This window comes from Herbaspirillum aquaticum (genome assembly GCF_002213425.1).
Taxonomy (GTDB): domain Bacteria; phylum Pseudomonadota; class Gammaproteobacteria; order Burkholderiales; family Burkholderiaceae_D; genus Herbaspirillum; species Herbaspirillum aquaticum.
The window spans coordinates 1-16552 of the sequence record NZ_NJGV01000015.1; the positions used below are offsets into that span (position 1 = coordinate 1).

12 protein-coding genes are annotated in these 16552 nt (G+C 63.1%); 6 read left to right on the forward strand and 6 right to left on the reverse strand.

Annotation, left to right across the window (positions count from 1 at the left end; translation table 11 throughout):
• Nucleotides 1-121 precede the first annotated feature (121 nt).
• Nucleotides 122-604: a DUF192 domain-containing protein gene (locus CEJ45_RS15590; protein WP_088755993.1), complete on the forward strand. Its 483-nt coding sequence runs from the start codon at nucleotides 122-124 to the stop codon at nucleotides 602-604.
• Nucleotides 605-769: 165 nt separating this feature from the next.
• On the opposite strand, the gene rpsT is transcribed toward CEJ45_RS15590, so the two are convergent.
• The gene (gene rpsT / locus CEJ45_RS15595) at nucleotides 770-1036 is read right to left on the reverse strand and encodes a 30S ribosomal protein S20 (protein WP_006463174.1); all 267 of its coding nucleotides are present in this window, start codon (nucleotides 1034-1036) and stop codon (nucleotides 770-772) included.
• 374 nt (nucleotides 1037-1410) lie between these two features.
• Here rpsT and murJ point away from each other — a divergent pair, with 374 nt between their 5' ends.
• Both murJ and CEJ45_RS15605 read left to right on the forward strand, forming a co-directional pair.
• Entirely contained in the window at nucleotides 1411-2964 is a 1554-nt protein-coding gene (murJ, locus tag CEJ45_RS15600) for a murein biosynthesis integral membrane protein MurJ (protein ID WP_088755994.1), read from the forward strand.
• A 111-nt stretch (nucleotides 2965-3075) separates the two neighbouring features.
• Nucleotides 3076-3924 carry a SirB1 family protein gene (locus CEJ45_RS15605; protein ID WP_088756035.1) on the forward strand — a complete coding sequence of 283 codons (849 nt, stop codon included), beginning with the start codon at nucleotides 3076-3078 and terminating at the stop codon, nucleotides 3922-3924.
• 15 nt (nucleotides 3925-3939) lie between these two features.
• Here the strand turns inward: CEJ45_RS15605 and CEJ45_RS15610 are convergent, their stop codons facing one another.
• On the reverse strand, nucleotides 3940-5862 hold the full coding sequence (locus CEJ45_RS15610; protein WP_088755995.1) for an ATP-binding cassette domain-containing protein: 1923 nt from the start codon (nucleotides 5860-5862) through the stop codon (nucleotides 3940-3942).
• Nucleotides 5863-6189: 327 nt separating this feature from the next.
• Between CEJ45_RS15610 and CEJ45_RS15615 the strand changes: the two genes are divergently transcribed.
• The 3 genes from CEJ45_RS15615 to CEJ45_RS15625 all read left to right on the forward strand — a co-directional run bounded on the left by CEJ45_RS15615 (nucleotide 6190) and on the right by CEJ45_RS15625 (nucleotide 11210).
• Complete coding sequence (locus tag CEJ45_RS15615; protein WP_088755996.1) at nucleotides 6190-8664, forward strand: penicillin-binding protein 1A; 2475 nt, start codon at nucleotides 6190-6192, stop codon at nucleotides 8662-8664.
• 513 nt (nucleotides 8665-9177) lie between these two features.
• Nucleotides 9178-9912, forward strand: a complete 735-nt coding sequence (locus tag CEJ45_RS15620; protein ID WP_420913301.1) for a c-type cytochrome — start codon at nucleotides 9178-9180, stop codon at nucleotides 9910-9912.
• A complete protein-coding gene (locus tag CEJ45_RS15625; RefSeq protein WP_088755998.1) occupies nucleotides 9909-11210 on the forward strand; it encodes a c-type cytochrome in 1302 nt (433 codons plus the stop codon). Before CEJ45_RS15620 ends, CEJ45_RS15625 begins: the two co-directional genes overlap by 4 nt.
• Nucleotides 11211-11278: 68 nt before the next feature.
• On the opposite strand, the gene CEJ45_RS15630 is transcribed toward CEJ45_RS15625, so the two are convergent.
• The 4 genes from CEJ45_RS15630 to ftsH all read right to left on the reverse strand — a co-directional run bounded on the left by CEJ45_RS15630 (nucleotide 11279) and on the right by ftsH (nucleotide 16472).
• The gene (locus CEJ45_RS15630) at nucleotides 11279-11971 is read right to left on the reverse strand and encodes a winged helix-turn-helix domain-containing protein (protein ID WP_088755999.1); all 693 of its coding nucleotides are present in this window, start codon (nucleotides 11969-11971) and stop codon (nucleotides 11279-11281) included.
• A 25-nt stretch (nucleotides 11972-11996) separates the two neighbouring features.
• Nucleotides 11997-13331, reverse strand: coding sequence for a phosphoglucosamine mutase (glmM, locus tag CEJ45_RS15635; protein ID WP_088756000.1), 1335 nt, complete (start codon nucleotides 13329-13331; stop codon nucleotides 11997-11999).
• 147 nt (nucleotides 13332-13478) lie between these two features.
• Nucleotides 13479-14327: a dihydropteroate synthase gene (folP, locus tag CEJ45_RS15640; protein ID WP_088756001.1), complete on the reverse strand. Its 849-nt coding sequence runs from the start codon at nucleotides 14325-14327 to the stop codon at nucleotides 13479-13481.
• Nucleotides 14328-14582: 255 nt separating this feature from the next.
• Entirely contained in the window at nucleotides 14583-16472 is a 1890-nt protein-coding gene (gene ftsH, locus CEJ45_RS15645; RefSeq protein WP_088756002.1) for an ATP-dependent zinc metalloprotease FtsH, read from the reverse strand.
• Nucleotides 16473-16552 lie beyond the last annotated feature (80 nt).

Genomic DNA, 16552 nt, shown 5'->3' on the forward strand with positions numbered 1-16552 from the left:
TGTCCGCACGGTTCAGGCGAGGCGCGCCATGGCCATCCACGCCCGCCAGCGCACTCCCGCTGCACACGCCCTGCCCCGCTGCTGCTATCCTGCCCGATCCGAATCCCGATTGATAAACAACATGCGCCAATCTTCACTTTCCCGATTTTCCCGACTTTCCCGTTTCTTCATGCATGGCACCGTCGCCCTCCTGGCCGTCGGCTGCCTGTCCACCGCCGGCGCGCAGACGCCGCAGGTGCGCAAGTTTGCCACCACCCAGCTCAACATCGGCATCCACCTGATCAAGGCTGAAGTGGCCCAGACCGAGGCCGAGCGCGAGCAAGGCCTGATGTTCCGCGAAAAGATGGGCGACAACGAGGGCATGCTGTTCCTCTTCGGCCAGCCGGCCGGGGTCTGCATGTGGATGAAAAATACGCTGATTCCGCTGTCGGTGGCCTTCATGGATGAAAAAGGCGTGATCATCAACATCGAGGAAATGAAGGAACAGACCCTGGATTCGCACTGTGCCAAACGTGCGGCGGTCTATGCGCTGGAGATGAACAAGGGCTGGTTCAAGCAGAAGAACATCAAACCCGGCACCAAGATTGAAGGCTTACCCCAATAAGCCGTCCGGGCTGCGGCCTCTGGCTCCGGCCCGTTATCTGGCCATGACGCTGGGGAAGGCGGCAAAAAGCCGCCCCAAACGCAAAAAACCGCTTGGAATCAAGCGGTTTTCTTGTACTGCAGCCTGAAGCGGGCCAGGCCGCGCTTCAGTTCAAGCCAGGAGCAATTAAGCAGCCAGGGCCTTCAGGGCAGCAGCCAGGCGGCTCTTGTGGCGAGCGGCCTTGTTCTTGTGAATGATCTTCTTGTCGGCGATGCTGTCGATGGTCGACACGGAAGATTGGAACACGGAGGTTGCTGCAGCCTTGTCGCCGGCGGCGATGGCCTTGCGAACTGCCTTGATTGCGGTGCGCAGGGTCGAGCGCTGGCTCGAGTTGTGAGCGTTTTGCTTGACTGCTTGACGAGCACGCTTACGTGCCTGTGCGGTATTTGCCATGAAAATTATCCTAAATCGAGAGTCGTTTGCGCCGCAAACCCCGAGGACTCGCGATGCCAAATTCTGTAAAGCATCGGATTATAACGAGATTCCCGTGACAAGGCAATCAACTTGTCCGCTTCTGCTGTAAACACTGTGCCATCCGTTGCGATGCCACCGCACCGGCCCGGATTTCCGCAAGGAAATTCACGCCTGCTACCGAACCTGTAGCCACGACATCGGGTCTATCGCGCCGAGCAGCAGGGGCATGTCCTTTCCTTCATATCGTCTCCGAAGGACCTGCATCCGGGGCCTGCCCCGCCCCTGTCGTGCTCCCGCACCAATCCTTGCCATTGCAGCAAAAGCACCGCTGCCCACCGCTATAATGCCGCTCCATGAATCTGCATAAAACCCTCGCCGCCATCTCCGGCATGACGATGCTCTCGCGCATCACCGGGCTGGCCCGGGAAATCCTGTTCGCCCGCGCCTTTGGCGCGTCCGCCTACACCGACGCCTTCAACATCGCCTTCCGCATCCCCAACCTGCTGCGCCGGCTCTTCGCCGAAGGCGCCTTTTCGCAGGCCTTCGTGCCCATCCTGGCTGAATACAAGAACCGCCGCGGCCTGGAGGAAACCAAGCACCTGGTCGACCACGTGGCCACGGCCCTGATGTGGGTCATGTTGATCACCTGCGTGGCCGGCATCGCCGCCACCCCGTTCGTGGTCTATTTCATCGCCACCGGGCTGCAATACAACCCGGACGCCTTCAACGCCTCGGTGCTGATGACCCGTATCATGTTCCCCTACATCGGCTTCATGGCCTTCGTGGCGCTGGCCGGCGGCATCCTCAATACCTGGAAGGAATTCAAGATCCCGGCGGTCACTTCGGTGCTGCTCAACATCTCCTTCATCGTGGCATCGCTCTTCGTGGCTCCCTTCATGGAACAGCCCATCTATGCGATGGCTTTCGCGGTGCTGGTGGGCGGCATCCTGCAGGTGGCCATCCAGGTGCCGGCGTTGATCAAGATCGGCATGCTGCCGCGCCTGTACTGGAACCCGCTGCTGGGCCTGCGCGACGATGGCGTCAAACGGGTGCTCAAGAAAATGGGGCCCGCCGTCTTTGCCGTCTCGGCCGCGCAGATCAGCCTGATGATCAATACCAATATCGCCTCTCGTCTTGAGCACGGCAGCGTTTCCTGGCTCAGCTATGCCGACCGCCTGATGGAATTCCCCACCGCCCTGCTGGGCGTGGCGCTGGGTACCATCCTGCTGCCCAGCTTGTCCAACGCCCATGCCGCCGAAGACATGGAGGAATATTCCGCCCTGCTGGACTGGGGCCTGCGCCTGACCTTCATGCTGGCCATGCCCTCGGCCGTGGGGCTGGCCACGCTCTCCGAGCCGCTCACGGCCACCCTGTTCCACTATGGCCGCTTCGATGCGCTGTCGGTGACCATGGTCGGCCACGCCCTGGTGGCCTATGGCGTGGGCCTGATCGGCTTGATCGTGGTGAAGATCCTGGCCCCCGGCTTCTATGCCAAGCAGGATATCCGCACCCCCGTCATCATCGCCGTGGGCGTGCTCATCGCCACCCAGCTCATGAACAGCGTCTTCGTGCCCATGTTCTCGCACGCCGGCCTGGCCTTGTCGATCGGCCTGGGGGCCTGCCTCAATGCCCTGTGCCTGTACATCGGCCTGCGCCGCCGCCAGATCTACGTTCCGCGTCCGGGCTGGGGCATGTTCCTGGTGCGCCTGACCGGCGCGCTGCTGGTGATGGCCGGTGTGGCGCTGTGGATTTCCGGCCACTTCGACTGGGTCGCCCTGCGCGCCCATCCGGTACTGCGCATCGGGGCGCTGCTGCTGGTGCTGGCTGTCTGTGCGGCGGCCTATTTCGGCCCCTTGTTCGCGATGGGCTTCCGCCTGCGTGAATTCAAGCGCATCGCGCGCCGCTGAGCCGCCTTGCAGGCCGCTTGAACACAAGCAACGAGCGGCCTGGAACAAGAAATTTCATTCCCTGTCCGGCAGACCTGACGCAGCGCGCAATATTTTGATAGCATGGGTGACATGACGCTCACCTCCCTCGACTATTTTGCTTCGCTGGTGCGCCAGGACGATTCGATTCCACTGTTCGAATCTGCCTTGACGCTGGGACAGGATTTTTATCCGGAAATGGATTTTGCCGAGGAAGAGATGGCGCTCGACACCCTGGCCGCCAAGCTCAAGCAGCGCCTCCCATCGGATGCCTCGCAGATCCAGAAGCTGCGCATGCTGAACCATTTCTTCTTCCAGGAAATGGCCTTCGCCGGCAACGTCAACAATTACTACGATCCCGACAACAGCTACATCCACCGCGTCATCTCGACGCGGCGCGGCATCCCGATCTCGCTGGCGGTGGTCTATATCGAACTGGCCCAGCACATCGGCCTGGAAATGAAGGGGGTTTCCTTCCCGGGTCACTTCCTGATGAAGCTGTCGGTGCAATCCGGTGAAATCGTGCTCGATCCCATGAATGGCGCAAGCCTGTCGCGACAGGAACTGGAAGAGCGGCTGGAACCCTATCTGGCCCATCAGCCCGAGGAAGATTTCGGTGATGAACTGCCGCTGGCAGCCTACCTGCGCGCGGCCCATCCGCGCGAGATCCTGGCGCGCATGCTGCGCAACCTCAAGGCCATCTTCATGGAAAGCCAGCGTTGGCAACAAGTGCTGGATGTGCAGGAGAGACTGGTGATCCTGCTGCCCGAGGAAATCACCGAGAAGCGCGACCGTGGCCTGGCCTACGCCAACCTCGGCCAGGCGCAGGCGGCGCTGGAAGACCTGGAAGCCTACCTGGCCCTGCGTCCCCATGCCGAGGACGCGCCCAACCTGCGCGAGATGCTGCCCGACCTGCGCGAAGCACTGCGCAAGCCGAGCTGAACAGCCCGCACGGGCTTACTGCTTGCCTTCGATTTCTTCCCAACGCTCCAGGCTCACCAGCAGTTCTTCGTCGATCTCGGCGAAGCGCTGGTTCAGCTTGACGGCTTCATCGGCCCCCTTCTTGTAGAGGTCCGGATCGGCCAGTTTTGCCGACAATTCCTTCTGCTCCGCTTCCAGCGCGGCGATGCGCTTGGGCAGTTCTTCCAGCTCGCGCTGTTCCTTGTAGCTCAGCTTCTTCTTGGCCGGTGCAGGGGCAGCGGCCGGGGCGGCCATGGTCGATTCGGCCTTGACCTCGTTCTTGTCGGCCGCCTTGGCTGCCGCCTTGGAGGAGGTGGCAGACTGGGCCGGACGCTGGCGCTCCCAGTCGGAGTAACCGCCCACGTATTCACGCCAGACGCCATTGCCTTCGGAGGCGATCACCTGCGTGACCACGTTGTCCAGGAACATGCGGTCGTGGCTGACCAGGAAGACGGTCCCTTCGTACTCTTCCAGCAGTTCTTCCAGCAGTTCGAGGGTATCGATATCCAAGTCGTTGGTCGGTTCGTCCAGCACCAGCACGTTGGCCGGCTTGGCGAACAGGCGCGCCAGCAGCAGGCGGTTGCGTTCGCCACCGGAAAGCGTGCGCACCGGCGAACGGGCGCGTTCGGGGGCAAACAGGAAGTCCGACAGGTAGGTCATCACGTGCTTGCGCTGGCCGTTGACTTCCACCCAGTCGCTGCCCGGCGCGATGGTATCGGCCAGGGTGGTTTCTTCATTCAACTGCGCGCGCATCTGGTCGAAATACGCGACCTGCATCTTGGTGCCCTGCTTGACGGTGCCGCTGTCGGGCGCTTCCTCGCCCAGGATCAGCTTGAGCAAGGTGGTCTTGCCGGCGCCGTTCTGGCCGATCAGGCCGACCTTGTCGCCGCGCATGAGGATGCTGCTGAAGTCGCGCACGATGGTCTTGGGGCCGTAGGCCTTGTTGACGTTTTCCAGTTCCGCCACGATCTTGCCGGAACGTTCACCCGTCCCCACTTCGAGCTTGACCTGACCCTGGCGCTCGCGGCGCTCGCTGCGTTGCACGCGCAGCGCCTCCAGTCGGCGCACGCGACCTTCGTCGCGGGTGCGGCGGGCCTGCACGCCCTTGCGGATCCAGACTTCTTCCTGCGCCAGGAATTTGTCGAACTTGGCGTTTTCCACTTCCTCATTGGCCAGCAGCTCGGCCTTGCGGGCCTGGTAGGTGGTGAAGTTGCCGGGGAAGGAAAGAATCTTGCCGCGATCCAGTTCGATGATGCGGGTGGAGACGTTGTCCAGGAAGCTGCGATCGTGGGTGATGAAGAGGATGCTGCCCTTGAAGTCGCGCAGCAGGCCTTCCAGCCACAGGATGGAGCCGAAGTCGAGGTGGTTGGTCGGTTCGTCCAGCAGCAGCACGTCGGGGTTGCCCACCAGCCCGCAGGCCAGCGCCACGCGCTTCTTCATGCCGCCGGAGAGCTCGCCGATGCGGGCCTCGCGGTTCAGGTTCAGCTTGTCCAGGGTAGTCTCGACCTTGTTGCCGATGGACCAGGCATCGGCCGCATCCAGCACGGTCTGGATCTGGTGCATGCGCTCCAGCAGGGCGTCGTCATTGTCGCCGCCGAACTGGCCGGTGATGGCTTCGTATTCGGCCAAGAGCGCCGGCAGCTCGCCCAGGCCGGAGGCCACGGCGTCGAAGACCGTCATCTCTTCCGGGAAATGCGGTTCCTGGTCGACGTAGGCGATCTTCAGGTTCTGCTGCATCACCAGCAGGCCATCATCCAGCTTGGAGCGGCCGGCGATGATCTTCAGCAGCGAGGATTTGCCGGTGCCGTTGCGGCCGATCAGGCCGATGCGTTCGCCGGTCTCCAGCGAGAATTCGGCGTGATCCAGGAGGGCGACGTGGCCGAAGGCCAGTTGTGCGTCGGAGAGGGAAATGACTGCCATAGCGTGCGTGATCTGCGTGAATGCGTCGGCCCAAGCCGCGCAGGATGAATGCGAAAGGCGCTTGATGCAGGAAAAAGCGCGAGAGCGGCATTGTACCGACTGCGCCGCACAAATGCTGGTTTAACGCGCCCACCGCCGCCTTCCGATAGCCCGAAACTGTCCCGGCTTGCACTTTGGCAACGGGAATGATGAAAAATAACGACAAAAGCTCGACATTCCTCGTCGTGCGGGAGCCATGTTACAACTGGTTAAGCATTGGCCGTGCCCCGCCCCCCGGCCCGGCGGTGCGATGCGGTAAGATAGCGCATTCCGATTCCCGCTCATCCCATGCCTTTTTCCTCTTTGCCGGACCTGCGCCGCCAGCGCGGCTTCCTCAATCCCAACATCGCCAAGTTCATCGGTCTTTCCATCCTCGGCCTGGGTGTCGCCGGTGCCCTGCTGGTGGTGTATGCACTGATCTTCATCAATCCGCGGCTCCCCTCACTGGACCTGATCACCGATTACCGGCCCAAGGTACCGCTGCGCATCTGGTCCGAGGACAAGGTCCTGCTCGGTGAATTTGGTGAAGAAAAGCGCAGCCTGGTCAAACTGGAAGACATCCCGGCCGACATGAAGAATGCCGTGCTGGCCATCGAGGACTATCGCTTCTACGAGCACGGCGGCATCGACTGGATCGGCATCGCCCGCGCACTGGCCACCGACGTGCTGCGCGGCAGTGCCTCCCAGGGCGCCAGCACCATCACCATGCAGGTGGCGCGCAACGTCTTCCTGACCAAGGAAAAAACCTTCTCCCGCAAGCTCTATGAAGTGCTGCTGGCCAACAAGATCGAACATGCACTGACCAAGGACCAGATCCTGGAGGTCTACATGAACCAGATCTACCTGGGCCAGCGCGCCTTCGGCTTCGCCGCCGCGGCCCGCACCTACTTCGGCAAGGACCTCAAGGACATCTCCCTGGCCGAAGCCGCCATGCTGGCCGGCCTGCCCAAGGCGCCCTCGGCCTACAACCCCATCGTCAACCCCAAGCGTGCGCATATCCGCCAGCAATACATCCTGCAGCGCATGATGGAGGTGGGTTTCATCACCAAGGCGCAATATGAAAAGGCCGCCAAGGAAGAACTGAAGGTACGCGCCCCGGGCAGCCAGTACAGCATTCACGCCGAATACGTGAACGAAATGGTGCGCCAGATGGTGTACGCCCAGTACAAGGAAGACACCTACACCCAAGGCTTCAACGTCTACACCACCGTCAATGCGGCCGACCAGCAGGCAGCCTACCAGGCCGTGCGCAAGGGCGTGATGGATTACGACCGCCGCCACGGCTATCGCGGCCCGGAAGAAACCATCGAACTGCCGGCCAATGCCGAAGACCGCGCCTCGGCCATCGACGACGTCATGGACGACCACCCCGACAACGACGACATCCTGGCCGCCGTGGTGGTGGCCGCCAGCCCCAAGCAGATCGATGCGGTGCTGCGCAGCGGCGACAAGATCAGCATCAAGGGCGAAGCCCTGCGCTTCGTGGCATCGGCCCTGTCGGAGAAGGCCAAGAAGGAGATCCGCATCGCGCCCGGTGCCCTGATCCGCGTGATGCAGGATGCCAAGCAGAACTGGCAGGTGGTACAACTGCCGCAGGTGGAAGCGGCGCTGGTCTCGGTGGTGCCGCAGGATGGTGCCATCCGCGCCCTGGTCGGTGGCTTCGACTTCACCCAGAACAATTTCAACCACGTCACGCAAGCCTGGCGCCAGCCGGGTTCGACCTTCAAGCCCTTCATCTATTCGGCTGCATTGGAGAAGGGTTTTGCACCGGCCTCCATCGTCAACGATGCCCCGGTTTCCTATCCGGCCGGCCCCGGCCAGCCGAACTGGGAACCCAAGGATGACGAAACCCCGGCCGGCCCCATCACGGTACGCACTGCCCTGCAGAAGTCGGTGAACCTGGTGGCCATCCGCACGCTGGACTATATCGGCGTCCCTTACGCCAAGGACTTCATCACCGGCACCTATGGTTTCGATGCCGACAAGGTCCCGCCCTACCTGCCCATGGCACTGGGTGCGGGCCAGACCAATCCGCTGCAGCTCTCGGCGGCCTACTCGGTGTTTGCCAACGGCGGCTACAAGATCCAGCCCTACCTGATCTCGCAGATCACCGATGCACGCGGCAAGGTGCTGTCCAAGGCGGAACCGCTGATCGTGGGCAATGGCGCACCGCGCGTCGTCTCGGAGCGCAACAGCTACATGATGACCAGCATGCTCAAGGCGGTGGCCCAGGGCGGTACCGGCGCGCGCAGCAACAGCATCGGCCGCACCGACCTGGCCGGCAAGACCGGTACCACCAATGACGCCGTCGATGGTTGGTTCGCCGGCTACCAGCGTACCCTGGCCACCGTGGCCTGGATGGGCTATGACCAGCCCAAGAGCCTGGGCAGCAAGGAATTCGGTGCACAGCTGGCGCTGCCGATCTGGGTCGACTACATGGCCAAGGCACTCAAGGGTGTGCCGCAGTTCGACCTGCCGGTACCGGAGGGCATCCGCTTCATCGATGGCGAGCCCTACTACGACAACTTCACTCCCAACAACGGCCTGGTGACCAATGTGGGCGTGACCGTAGTGGATGCGATCTCGAACTTCTTCGGCTGGACACCCAGCCAGTCCCCGGCCGCACCGGGCAGTACGCCAGCGGCGCCGAACGTACCGGGCACGTCGCAGGGGACGCCGGGGGCAGCGCCTGGCGGCGCTGCAAACCGGCCGCAAAATGAGAACGCCCGACGCTTCCTGGACAATACCAACCAGGGACATTGAGGCCACGCCAGCAGCAGCACAAAAAAAACGGGCACTTCCGAAGAAGTGCCCGTTTCCTTTTGTCTGGCGCCCCCGACACGGATCGAACGTGTGACCTATCCCTTCATACCACTATGGCTTTCGCCACCATCAGATACATGAACGTCGTGTAACCGGATGTTTGTAGTCCGGACTATACCTTGGCCATGGACCCTGCCCGGGAGGGCGGGTCGGAAGGCCGGAGCCGTCTAGTCTCTACACCTTCCGGCTTCCGAAGAAACCGGCTTGGCTCGGTATTGCCAGCAGCCGCTGCACAACCATGCATGCGCTGTCAGGGTTCACCGACTTTGACTCCATTCAGGCGGCGCCTTTCGGCATCCGCTGCCCAATTTGACTTAGGAGGGGATCGCTCTATCCACTGAGCTACGGGGGCAAACAAGGCCGCTATTGTATCCGCTGCGCCCGGCCTTGCAAAGCCGCAAGCGTGCTGCCCGCATGGACTACAATAGGCCGATGCGCTCGCCCACAAAAAATATGAAGAAGCTTGTAGCCGCCGTCGTGGGGACACTGATCACGGGCGGCGCTGCCATGGCCCAGACGCCCGCGGAGAAACCGCGCGCCGTGCCGGGCATGGCCGAACGCATGGCCGCCTGCATCGCCTGCCACGGCAAGGAAGGGCGTGCCACGGCCGATGGCTACTATCCACGCATTGCCGGCAAGCCGGAGGGCTATCTGCTGAACCAGCTGCAGAGTTTCCGCGATGGCCGGCGCCGCTATCCGATGATGAATTATCTGCTGGGCCATCTTTCTGACGATTACCTGCAGCAGATCGCCCTCTTCTTCGCCGACCAGCATCCACCCTACCCGCCCCCGGTGCCGGCCGATGTGGGCGCTACGGTACTGGAGCGCGGACGCCTGCTGGTCAGCCAGGGCAAGCCCGCCCAAGGCATCCCGGCCTGCGCCAGTTGCCACGGGGCCGGATTGACCGGCGTGCAGCCGGCCATTCCGGGCTTGCTGGGCCTGCCGCGCGACTACATCAATGCGCAACTGGGTGCCTGGCGCAATGGCGAACGCACCGCCCGGGCCCCGGATTGCATGGGCGAGATCGCCAAGGCGTTGAGCCCGGAAGAAATCAATGCGGCCAGCAGCTGGTTGTCCTCCCAGCCGGTCCCGGCCGACTATGCACCTCAAGGCGTGCTGCCCAAGCCCCTGCCGGTGGCCTGCGGCAGCATGCCGGGTTCCTCTGCCAGCCCGGGAGCGACACGATGAACCGGACCTTGCGCCTGGGAGTCGGCATCCTGCTGGGCAGCGTGCTGGCCGTGGTAGCGCTGGCCGGCGGCGTGATCGCCTGGCAAAGCCTGCGCAGCGAAGATCCTGGCGTGATCGTCCCGGTGACCGACCGCCAGGCACAGCTGGCCAAAGGCCAATACCTGGCGCGGGCCGGCAACTGCATGGCCTGCCACACAGCGCGCGGCGGCGCGGCCTATGCCGGTGGACGCGCCCTTGCGACGCCCTTCGGCACGATCTACACCAACAACATCACGCCCGATCGAGTCACCGGCATCGGCGACTGGAGCGCCGACGATTTCTGGCGCGCCCTGCATCATGGACGAGGACGCGATGGCCGGTTCCTCTTTCCGGCTTTCCCCTACACCAGCTTCACCCAGCTCAGCCGCGAGGACAGTGACGCCTTGTTCGCATGGCTGCGCACGCTGCCCCCCGTGAATCAGGCCAATCGTTCACATGAGTTGCGCTTCCCTTACGACCAGCGTCCGCTGCTGGGTCTATGGCGCGCATTTTTCTTCACACCAGCTGTTTACCAGCCTGATCCGGCGCGCTCCGCCCAATGGAATCGCGGTGCCTATCTGGTGCGCGGCGCCGGCCATTGCAGCGCCTGCCACAGCGCCCGCAACCTGGTGGCGGCCAGCATCGCACCGCTGGACCTGGCCGGCGGCATGATCCCGGCGCTGGACTGGTATGCCCCGCCCCTGCATGGCGGCGAACACGGCCTGGGCAGCTGGAGCGAGGCTGACATCACCGCCCTGCTCAGGACTGGCGTCTCGCCGCGCGGCACCTCGCTGGGGCCGATGTCGGAAATCGTCGGGCGCAGCCTGCAGTATCTGGACGATGAGGACATCAATGCCATGGCGGTCTACCTGAAGTCGCTGCCGGCGCAGCCCCTGCCGGGCGCCAGCGCCGCTGCGCAGCCGGAACCCGCCGAGGCCGAACGCATCCTCAAGCAGGGCAAGAAGCTCTATGGGGAGTTGTGCGTGGACTGCCACGGCGGCAAGGGACAAGGCAGTGCCCCGGACTATCCGCCGCTGGCGGGCAATCACGCCATCGGCGGACCGCAGCCGGTCAATGCCATCCGCGCGGTACTCAATGGCGGCTTCCCGCCCTCGACGACAGGCAATCCCTATCCCTTCGGCATGCCGCCCTTCGGTCCGCAATTGAGTGACCAGGAAGTGGCGGCATTGGTCTCCTATGTGCGCAACAGCTGGGGCAACCAAGGGGGCTTCGTCTCGGCATCAGACGTGAACCGGTATCGCAGCGTACCGCTGGACTGAACAGGCGCAAAAAAGGCGATCCGAAGATCGCCTTTTTCATTCATGGTCCAGCCCAATTGCCGCCTGCCTCACTGCTCGGCGCTGAGCTTGTAACCCATCCCGCGTACGGTCTGGACATAATGCGCCAGATCGCCCAGCGACTTGCGCAAGCGCATGATGTGCACATCCACGGTACGTTCCTCGATGAAGGTGTGGTCACCCCAGACCTTGTCGAGCAACTGGGCGCGCGAGAAGATGCGCTCCGGATGCGCCACCAGGTAACGCAGCAGCTTGAATTCGGCCTGGTCCAGCGCGACCTGCCGGCCGGCCACCTCCACCTGGCGGCGTTCGACGTCGATGCTGATGTCGCGATATTTGAGCGCCTGGCTGCCGATTTCCGGTGCCTTGCGGCGCAGCAGGGCCTGCACGCGCGCCACCAGTTCCTTGGGCGAGAACGGCTTGGTGACGTAGTCATCCGCACCTTCATTCAAGCCCTTGACCTTGTCTTCTTCCATGCCCTTGGCGGTCAGCATGATGACCGGCAGCGCCGCCGTGCGCTGGTCGCGCCGCAGCTCCGAGAGCAGCACCAGGCCGGAGCTGTCGGGCAGCATCCAGTCCAGCAGCACCACGTGCGGCAGCGACTCGGCAATCAGCTTGCGTGCCTGGGCCACGTCGGTGGCGATAGTGGTGGCAAAGCCCGCCCCCTGCATCGTGAAGCGCAACAGCTCCGCGATGCTGGGTTCGTCTTCGACCATCAGGATGTGAGGGAGCTCTTTTGACATCGTCCTTGGATCCGCAACAACTGACTCAGAGCACCTTGGCCGCGATGCGCTGGGCCATGCTGCGCGCCAGCTCGGCTTCCTGCGCCTCCACCATCACGCGAATCAGCGGTTCGGTGCCGGAAGGACGCAGCAGAACGCGGCCGCGCTCGCCCAGTTCTGCTTCAACGGCAGCCTGCTCGGCTTGCAGGGCGGTATTGGACTTCCAGTCATAGCCGGCAGGAATCTTCACATTGATCAGCGACTGCGGATACAGGGTGATGTCGCCGGTCATCTGGGCCAGGGTCTGGCCGGCGCGCTTCAAGGCACACAGCACCTGCAGGGCCGAAACGATGCCGTCACCGGTGGTGTGCTTGTCCAGCGCCAGCAGGTGGCCGGAGCCTTCGCCGCCGAGCAGCCAGCCCTTTTCCTGCAGCACTTCGAGCACGTAGCGGTCGCCCACTTTGGCGCGCGCGAAGGGCACTCCCATTTTCTTGAAGGCCACTTCCAGGGCCATGTTGGTCATGAGGGTGCCGACCGCGCCATCGACCGGGCCGGTGGCCAGGCGATCCTTGACCATCAGGTAGAGCAGCTCATCACCGTTGTAGATGCGGCCGCTGCCATCGACCATGATGAGACGGTCGGCATCGCCGTCCAGGGCAATGCCGAGGTCGGCGCGGTATTCGCGCACCGACGCCACCAGCGACTTGGGGGCCGTAGCGCCGCAATCCTCGTTGATGTTCAGGCCATCGGGCTGGTTGCCGATGGTGATGACTTCCGCACCCAGCTCGTGGAACACATGCGGTGCGATGTTGTAGGCCGCGCCGTTGGCGCAGTCCACCACCAGGCGCATGCCGCGCAGGTCCATGGCGCTGGGGAAGGTGCTCTTGCAGAATTCGATGTAGCGGCCAGCCGCGTCCGACAGGCGGCGCGCCTTGCCCAGCTTCTCGGAGGGAACGCACTCCATGGGCTGCTCCAGCGCTGCTTCGATGTCGGCCTCGACCTGGTCAGGCAGCTTGTTGCCCCTGGCCGAGAAGAACTTGATGCCGTTGTCGTGGTAGGGATTGTGCGACGCCGAAATCACCACACCAGCCGAGAGGCGTTGGGCGCGGGTCAGGTAGGCCACGGCCGGCGTGGGCAGCGGACCGGCCAGCCAGACGTCCACGCCGGCGGCGGCGAATCCGGCTTCCAGCGCGGCTTCGAGCATGTAGCCGGAGATGCGGGTGTCCTTGCCGATGAGTACCGTGGGTCGAGCCACGCCGTCCTTGGACTTGGCCAGCACCTTGCCGGCAGCATAGCCCAGGCGCATGACGAAATCAGGAGTGATGGGCGCCACGCCCACGCGACCGCGCACGCCATCGGTGCCGAAATATTTCCCTGCCATGTTGGTCCCTTATCGCTTATCGCTTATCGCTTATCGCTTGTTGCTTGTTGATGTCTTGCGGGCCGGCGAGCATACCGGCCTGCTTCTCATGAAATCTGTTGTCGTGCTTAAGTTTTGGTCACGTTCGCACGCGTACGGCGCCCCGCATTACAGGTCGCCGCGTCCAGCCTGCCACATGGCCAGCGCGTCGACCGTTTCGGCCACATCGTGCACGCGGATGATCATCGCGCCCTGCTGTGCCGCCGCCAGCGCCGCGCCGATGCTGCCGGCCATGCGGCGCTCCAGCGGCTTGCCGGTAACCGCGCCGATCATGGACTTGCGCGACATGCCTGCCAACAGCGGCAGGTCCAGCGAATCGATGAGTCGCCGCGTATTCCTGAGCAAAGCCAGATTATGCTCTACAGTCTTGCCGAAACCAAAACCGGGGTCGATGCAGATTCGTTCACGTCCGATACCGGCCGCCTTCATCAGGTCGACCTGGGTCTGCAGGAATTGCTCCACCTCCGTGACCACATCGTCATATCGGGGTTCTTGCTGCATGGTCTGGGGCTGGCCTTGCATGTGCATCACGCACAGGCCGGCTTCGCTGTCCTTGACGGCATCGATGGCACCCTCGGCGCGAAAACCATTGATGTCGTTGATCATGTCCACCTCGGCGGCCAGCGCTTCGCGCATGACGGCCGGTTTGTAGGTATCCAGGGACAGCGGCTTGCCGCAGTCGCGCAGGGCGTAGATCACGGGCATGACGCGCTCCAGCTCTTCCTGCAGCGACAGCGGTGCAATGCCCGGGCGGGTGGATTCACCACCGATGTCGATGATGTCGACACCGTCGGCAATCATCTGCTCGGCATGGGTCAGGGCCAGTTCCAGCGAATGATGGCGGCCACCATCGGAGAAGGAGTCGGGCGTCACGTTGAGGATGCCCATGACCAGCGGCCGGCGGCCGTACTGGACCGGCAGGCGGAACCTGCCGCATTTGAGGAAAGCTTGCGTCATCGTTGTGGTGGGTGATGCGGATGAATTGCCCGAGGGGCGGCCATGTGCCTGCTGCGCCGCGCACCATCGCTGTGCGGCAGCATGATACACCGCCGATGGACCGCCTTTACACTTTTGTCCGGCAAGGACGTCATCGGCTGTACCGTTTTTCACCTGCCAAATTCATTGGCCAAATAAAAAAGGTGAGGATTTCTCCTCACCTTCATCGGGACTGCGGCTTCAGGCATTCACGCCTTGCGCCTCACGCTGCGCGCTTCAGGCCGGGGCCGTGGCGTTGGGCGACACGTCGCCGGAGCGGTTGTTGTCCGAGGACGACTTCTTGGCCGGAACACCATTGCGCGGCGGACGCGGTTCGTCGCCATTCATGATGTCGTTGACCTGGTCGGCGTCCAGCGTTTCCCATTCCAGCAGGGCCTTGGCCATGACGTCGACCTTCTCGCGGTTCTCTTCCAGCAGGCGGCGAGCCAGGGCGTATTGCTCGTCCAGGATGCTGCGGATTTCAGCGTCCACCTTTTGCTGGGTGGCTTCGGAGACGGTCTTGGAGGACATGCGGCCGAAGTAGGCATCCTGCTCCGAATCTTCATACACCATGGTGCCCAGGGTCACGGACATGCCGTAGCGGGTGACCATGGCGCGAGCCAGCTTGGTCGCGCGCTCGAAGTCGTTGGAGGCGCCGGTGGACATCTGGTGCATGAAGATTTCTTCAGCGATACGGCCACCGAAGAGGATCGAGATCTCTTCCAGCATCTTGTCCTTGTACATGTTCACGCGGTCATGTTCCGGCAGCTGCCAGGTCAGGCCCAGGGCATAGCCACGCGGCATGATGGTGACCTTGTGGACCGGATCGGCCTTGGGCAGCAGCTTGGCGACCACGGCGTGGCCGGACTCGTGGTAGGCGGTGTTGCGGCGTTCTTCTTCGCGCATCACGGCCGACTTGCGTTCCGGGCCCATGACGATCTTGTCCTTGGCATCCTCGAAGTCCTGCATTTCCACCAGGCGCTTGTTGCGGCGCGCAGCGAACAGGGCCGCTTCGTTGACCAGGTTGGCCAGGTCAGCACCGGAGAAGCCTGGGGTGCCACGGGCCAGGATGTCGGCCTTGACGTCCGGGGCGATGGGCACCTTGCGCATGTGGACGTAGAGGATCTGTTCGCGGCCACGGATGTCGGGCAGGCCGACCATCACCTGGCGGTCGAAACGGCCCGGACGCAGCAGCGCCTTGTCCAGCACGTCGGCGCGGTTGGTAGCGGCGATGACGATGACGCCGGAGTTGGCTTCGAAACCGTCCATCTCCACCAGCATCTGGTTCAGGGTCTGTTCGCGTTCGTCGTTGCCGCCGCCCATGCCGGCACCACGATGGCGGCCGACGGCGTCGATTTCGTCGATGAAGATGATGCAGGGAGCGTGCTTCTTGGCGTTCTCGAACATGTCGCGCACACGGGAGGCACCGACACCGACGAACATTTCCACGAAGTCCGAACCCGAAATGGTGAAGAACGGCACCTTGGCTTCGCCAGCGATGGCACGGGCCAGCAGGGTTTTACCGGTACCCGGGGGACCGACCATCAACACACCGTGGGGGATGCGGCCGCCCAGCTTCTGGAACTTGGTCGGGTCACGCAGGAATTCGACCAGCTCCTGGACTTCTTCCTTGGCTTCGTCGCAACCGGCGACGTCGGCGAAGGTGACCGAGTTGCTGTTTTCATCCAGCATGCGCGCCTTGGACTTGCCGAAGGAGAACGCGCCGCCCTTGCCGCCGCCCTGCATCTGGCGCATGAAGAAGATCCAGACGCCGATCAACAGCAGCATCGGGAACCAGGAAATGAAGATTTGCGACAGGAAGGACTGCTCTTCCGGCTGGCGCACGTCGAACTTCACGCCATTGTTGAGCAGGTCGCCGACCAGGCCGCGGTCCAGGATGGTGGTCGCGGTCTTGACCTTGGTGCCGTCCTGGGTGGTCGCCACGATGGTGCGATCCTCGATGGTCGCATCCTTGATGTGTCCGGCCTTGACCTCGGAGATGAAGTCCGAATACGCGATCGACTTGGCGTTGGTCGCCAGGCTGCGGTTGTCGAACTGTTTAAAGACCATAAACAGCACGAGCGCGATGACTACCCAGATGGCAGCCTTGGAAAACATATTGTTCACTGGAACTCCTCCGACGCCTGCGCGCCACGTTGCCTTTGTATCGTCCGATTTTACCCGGATTCAACCACCCTTACACGGAA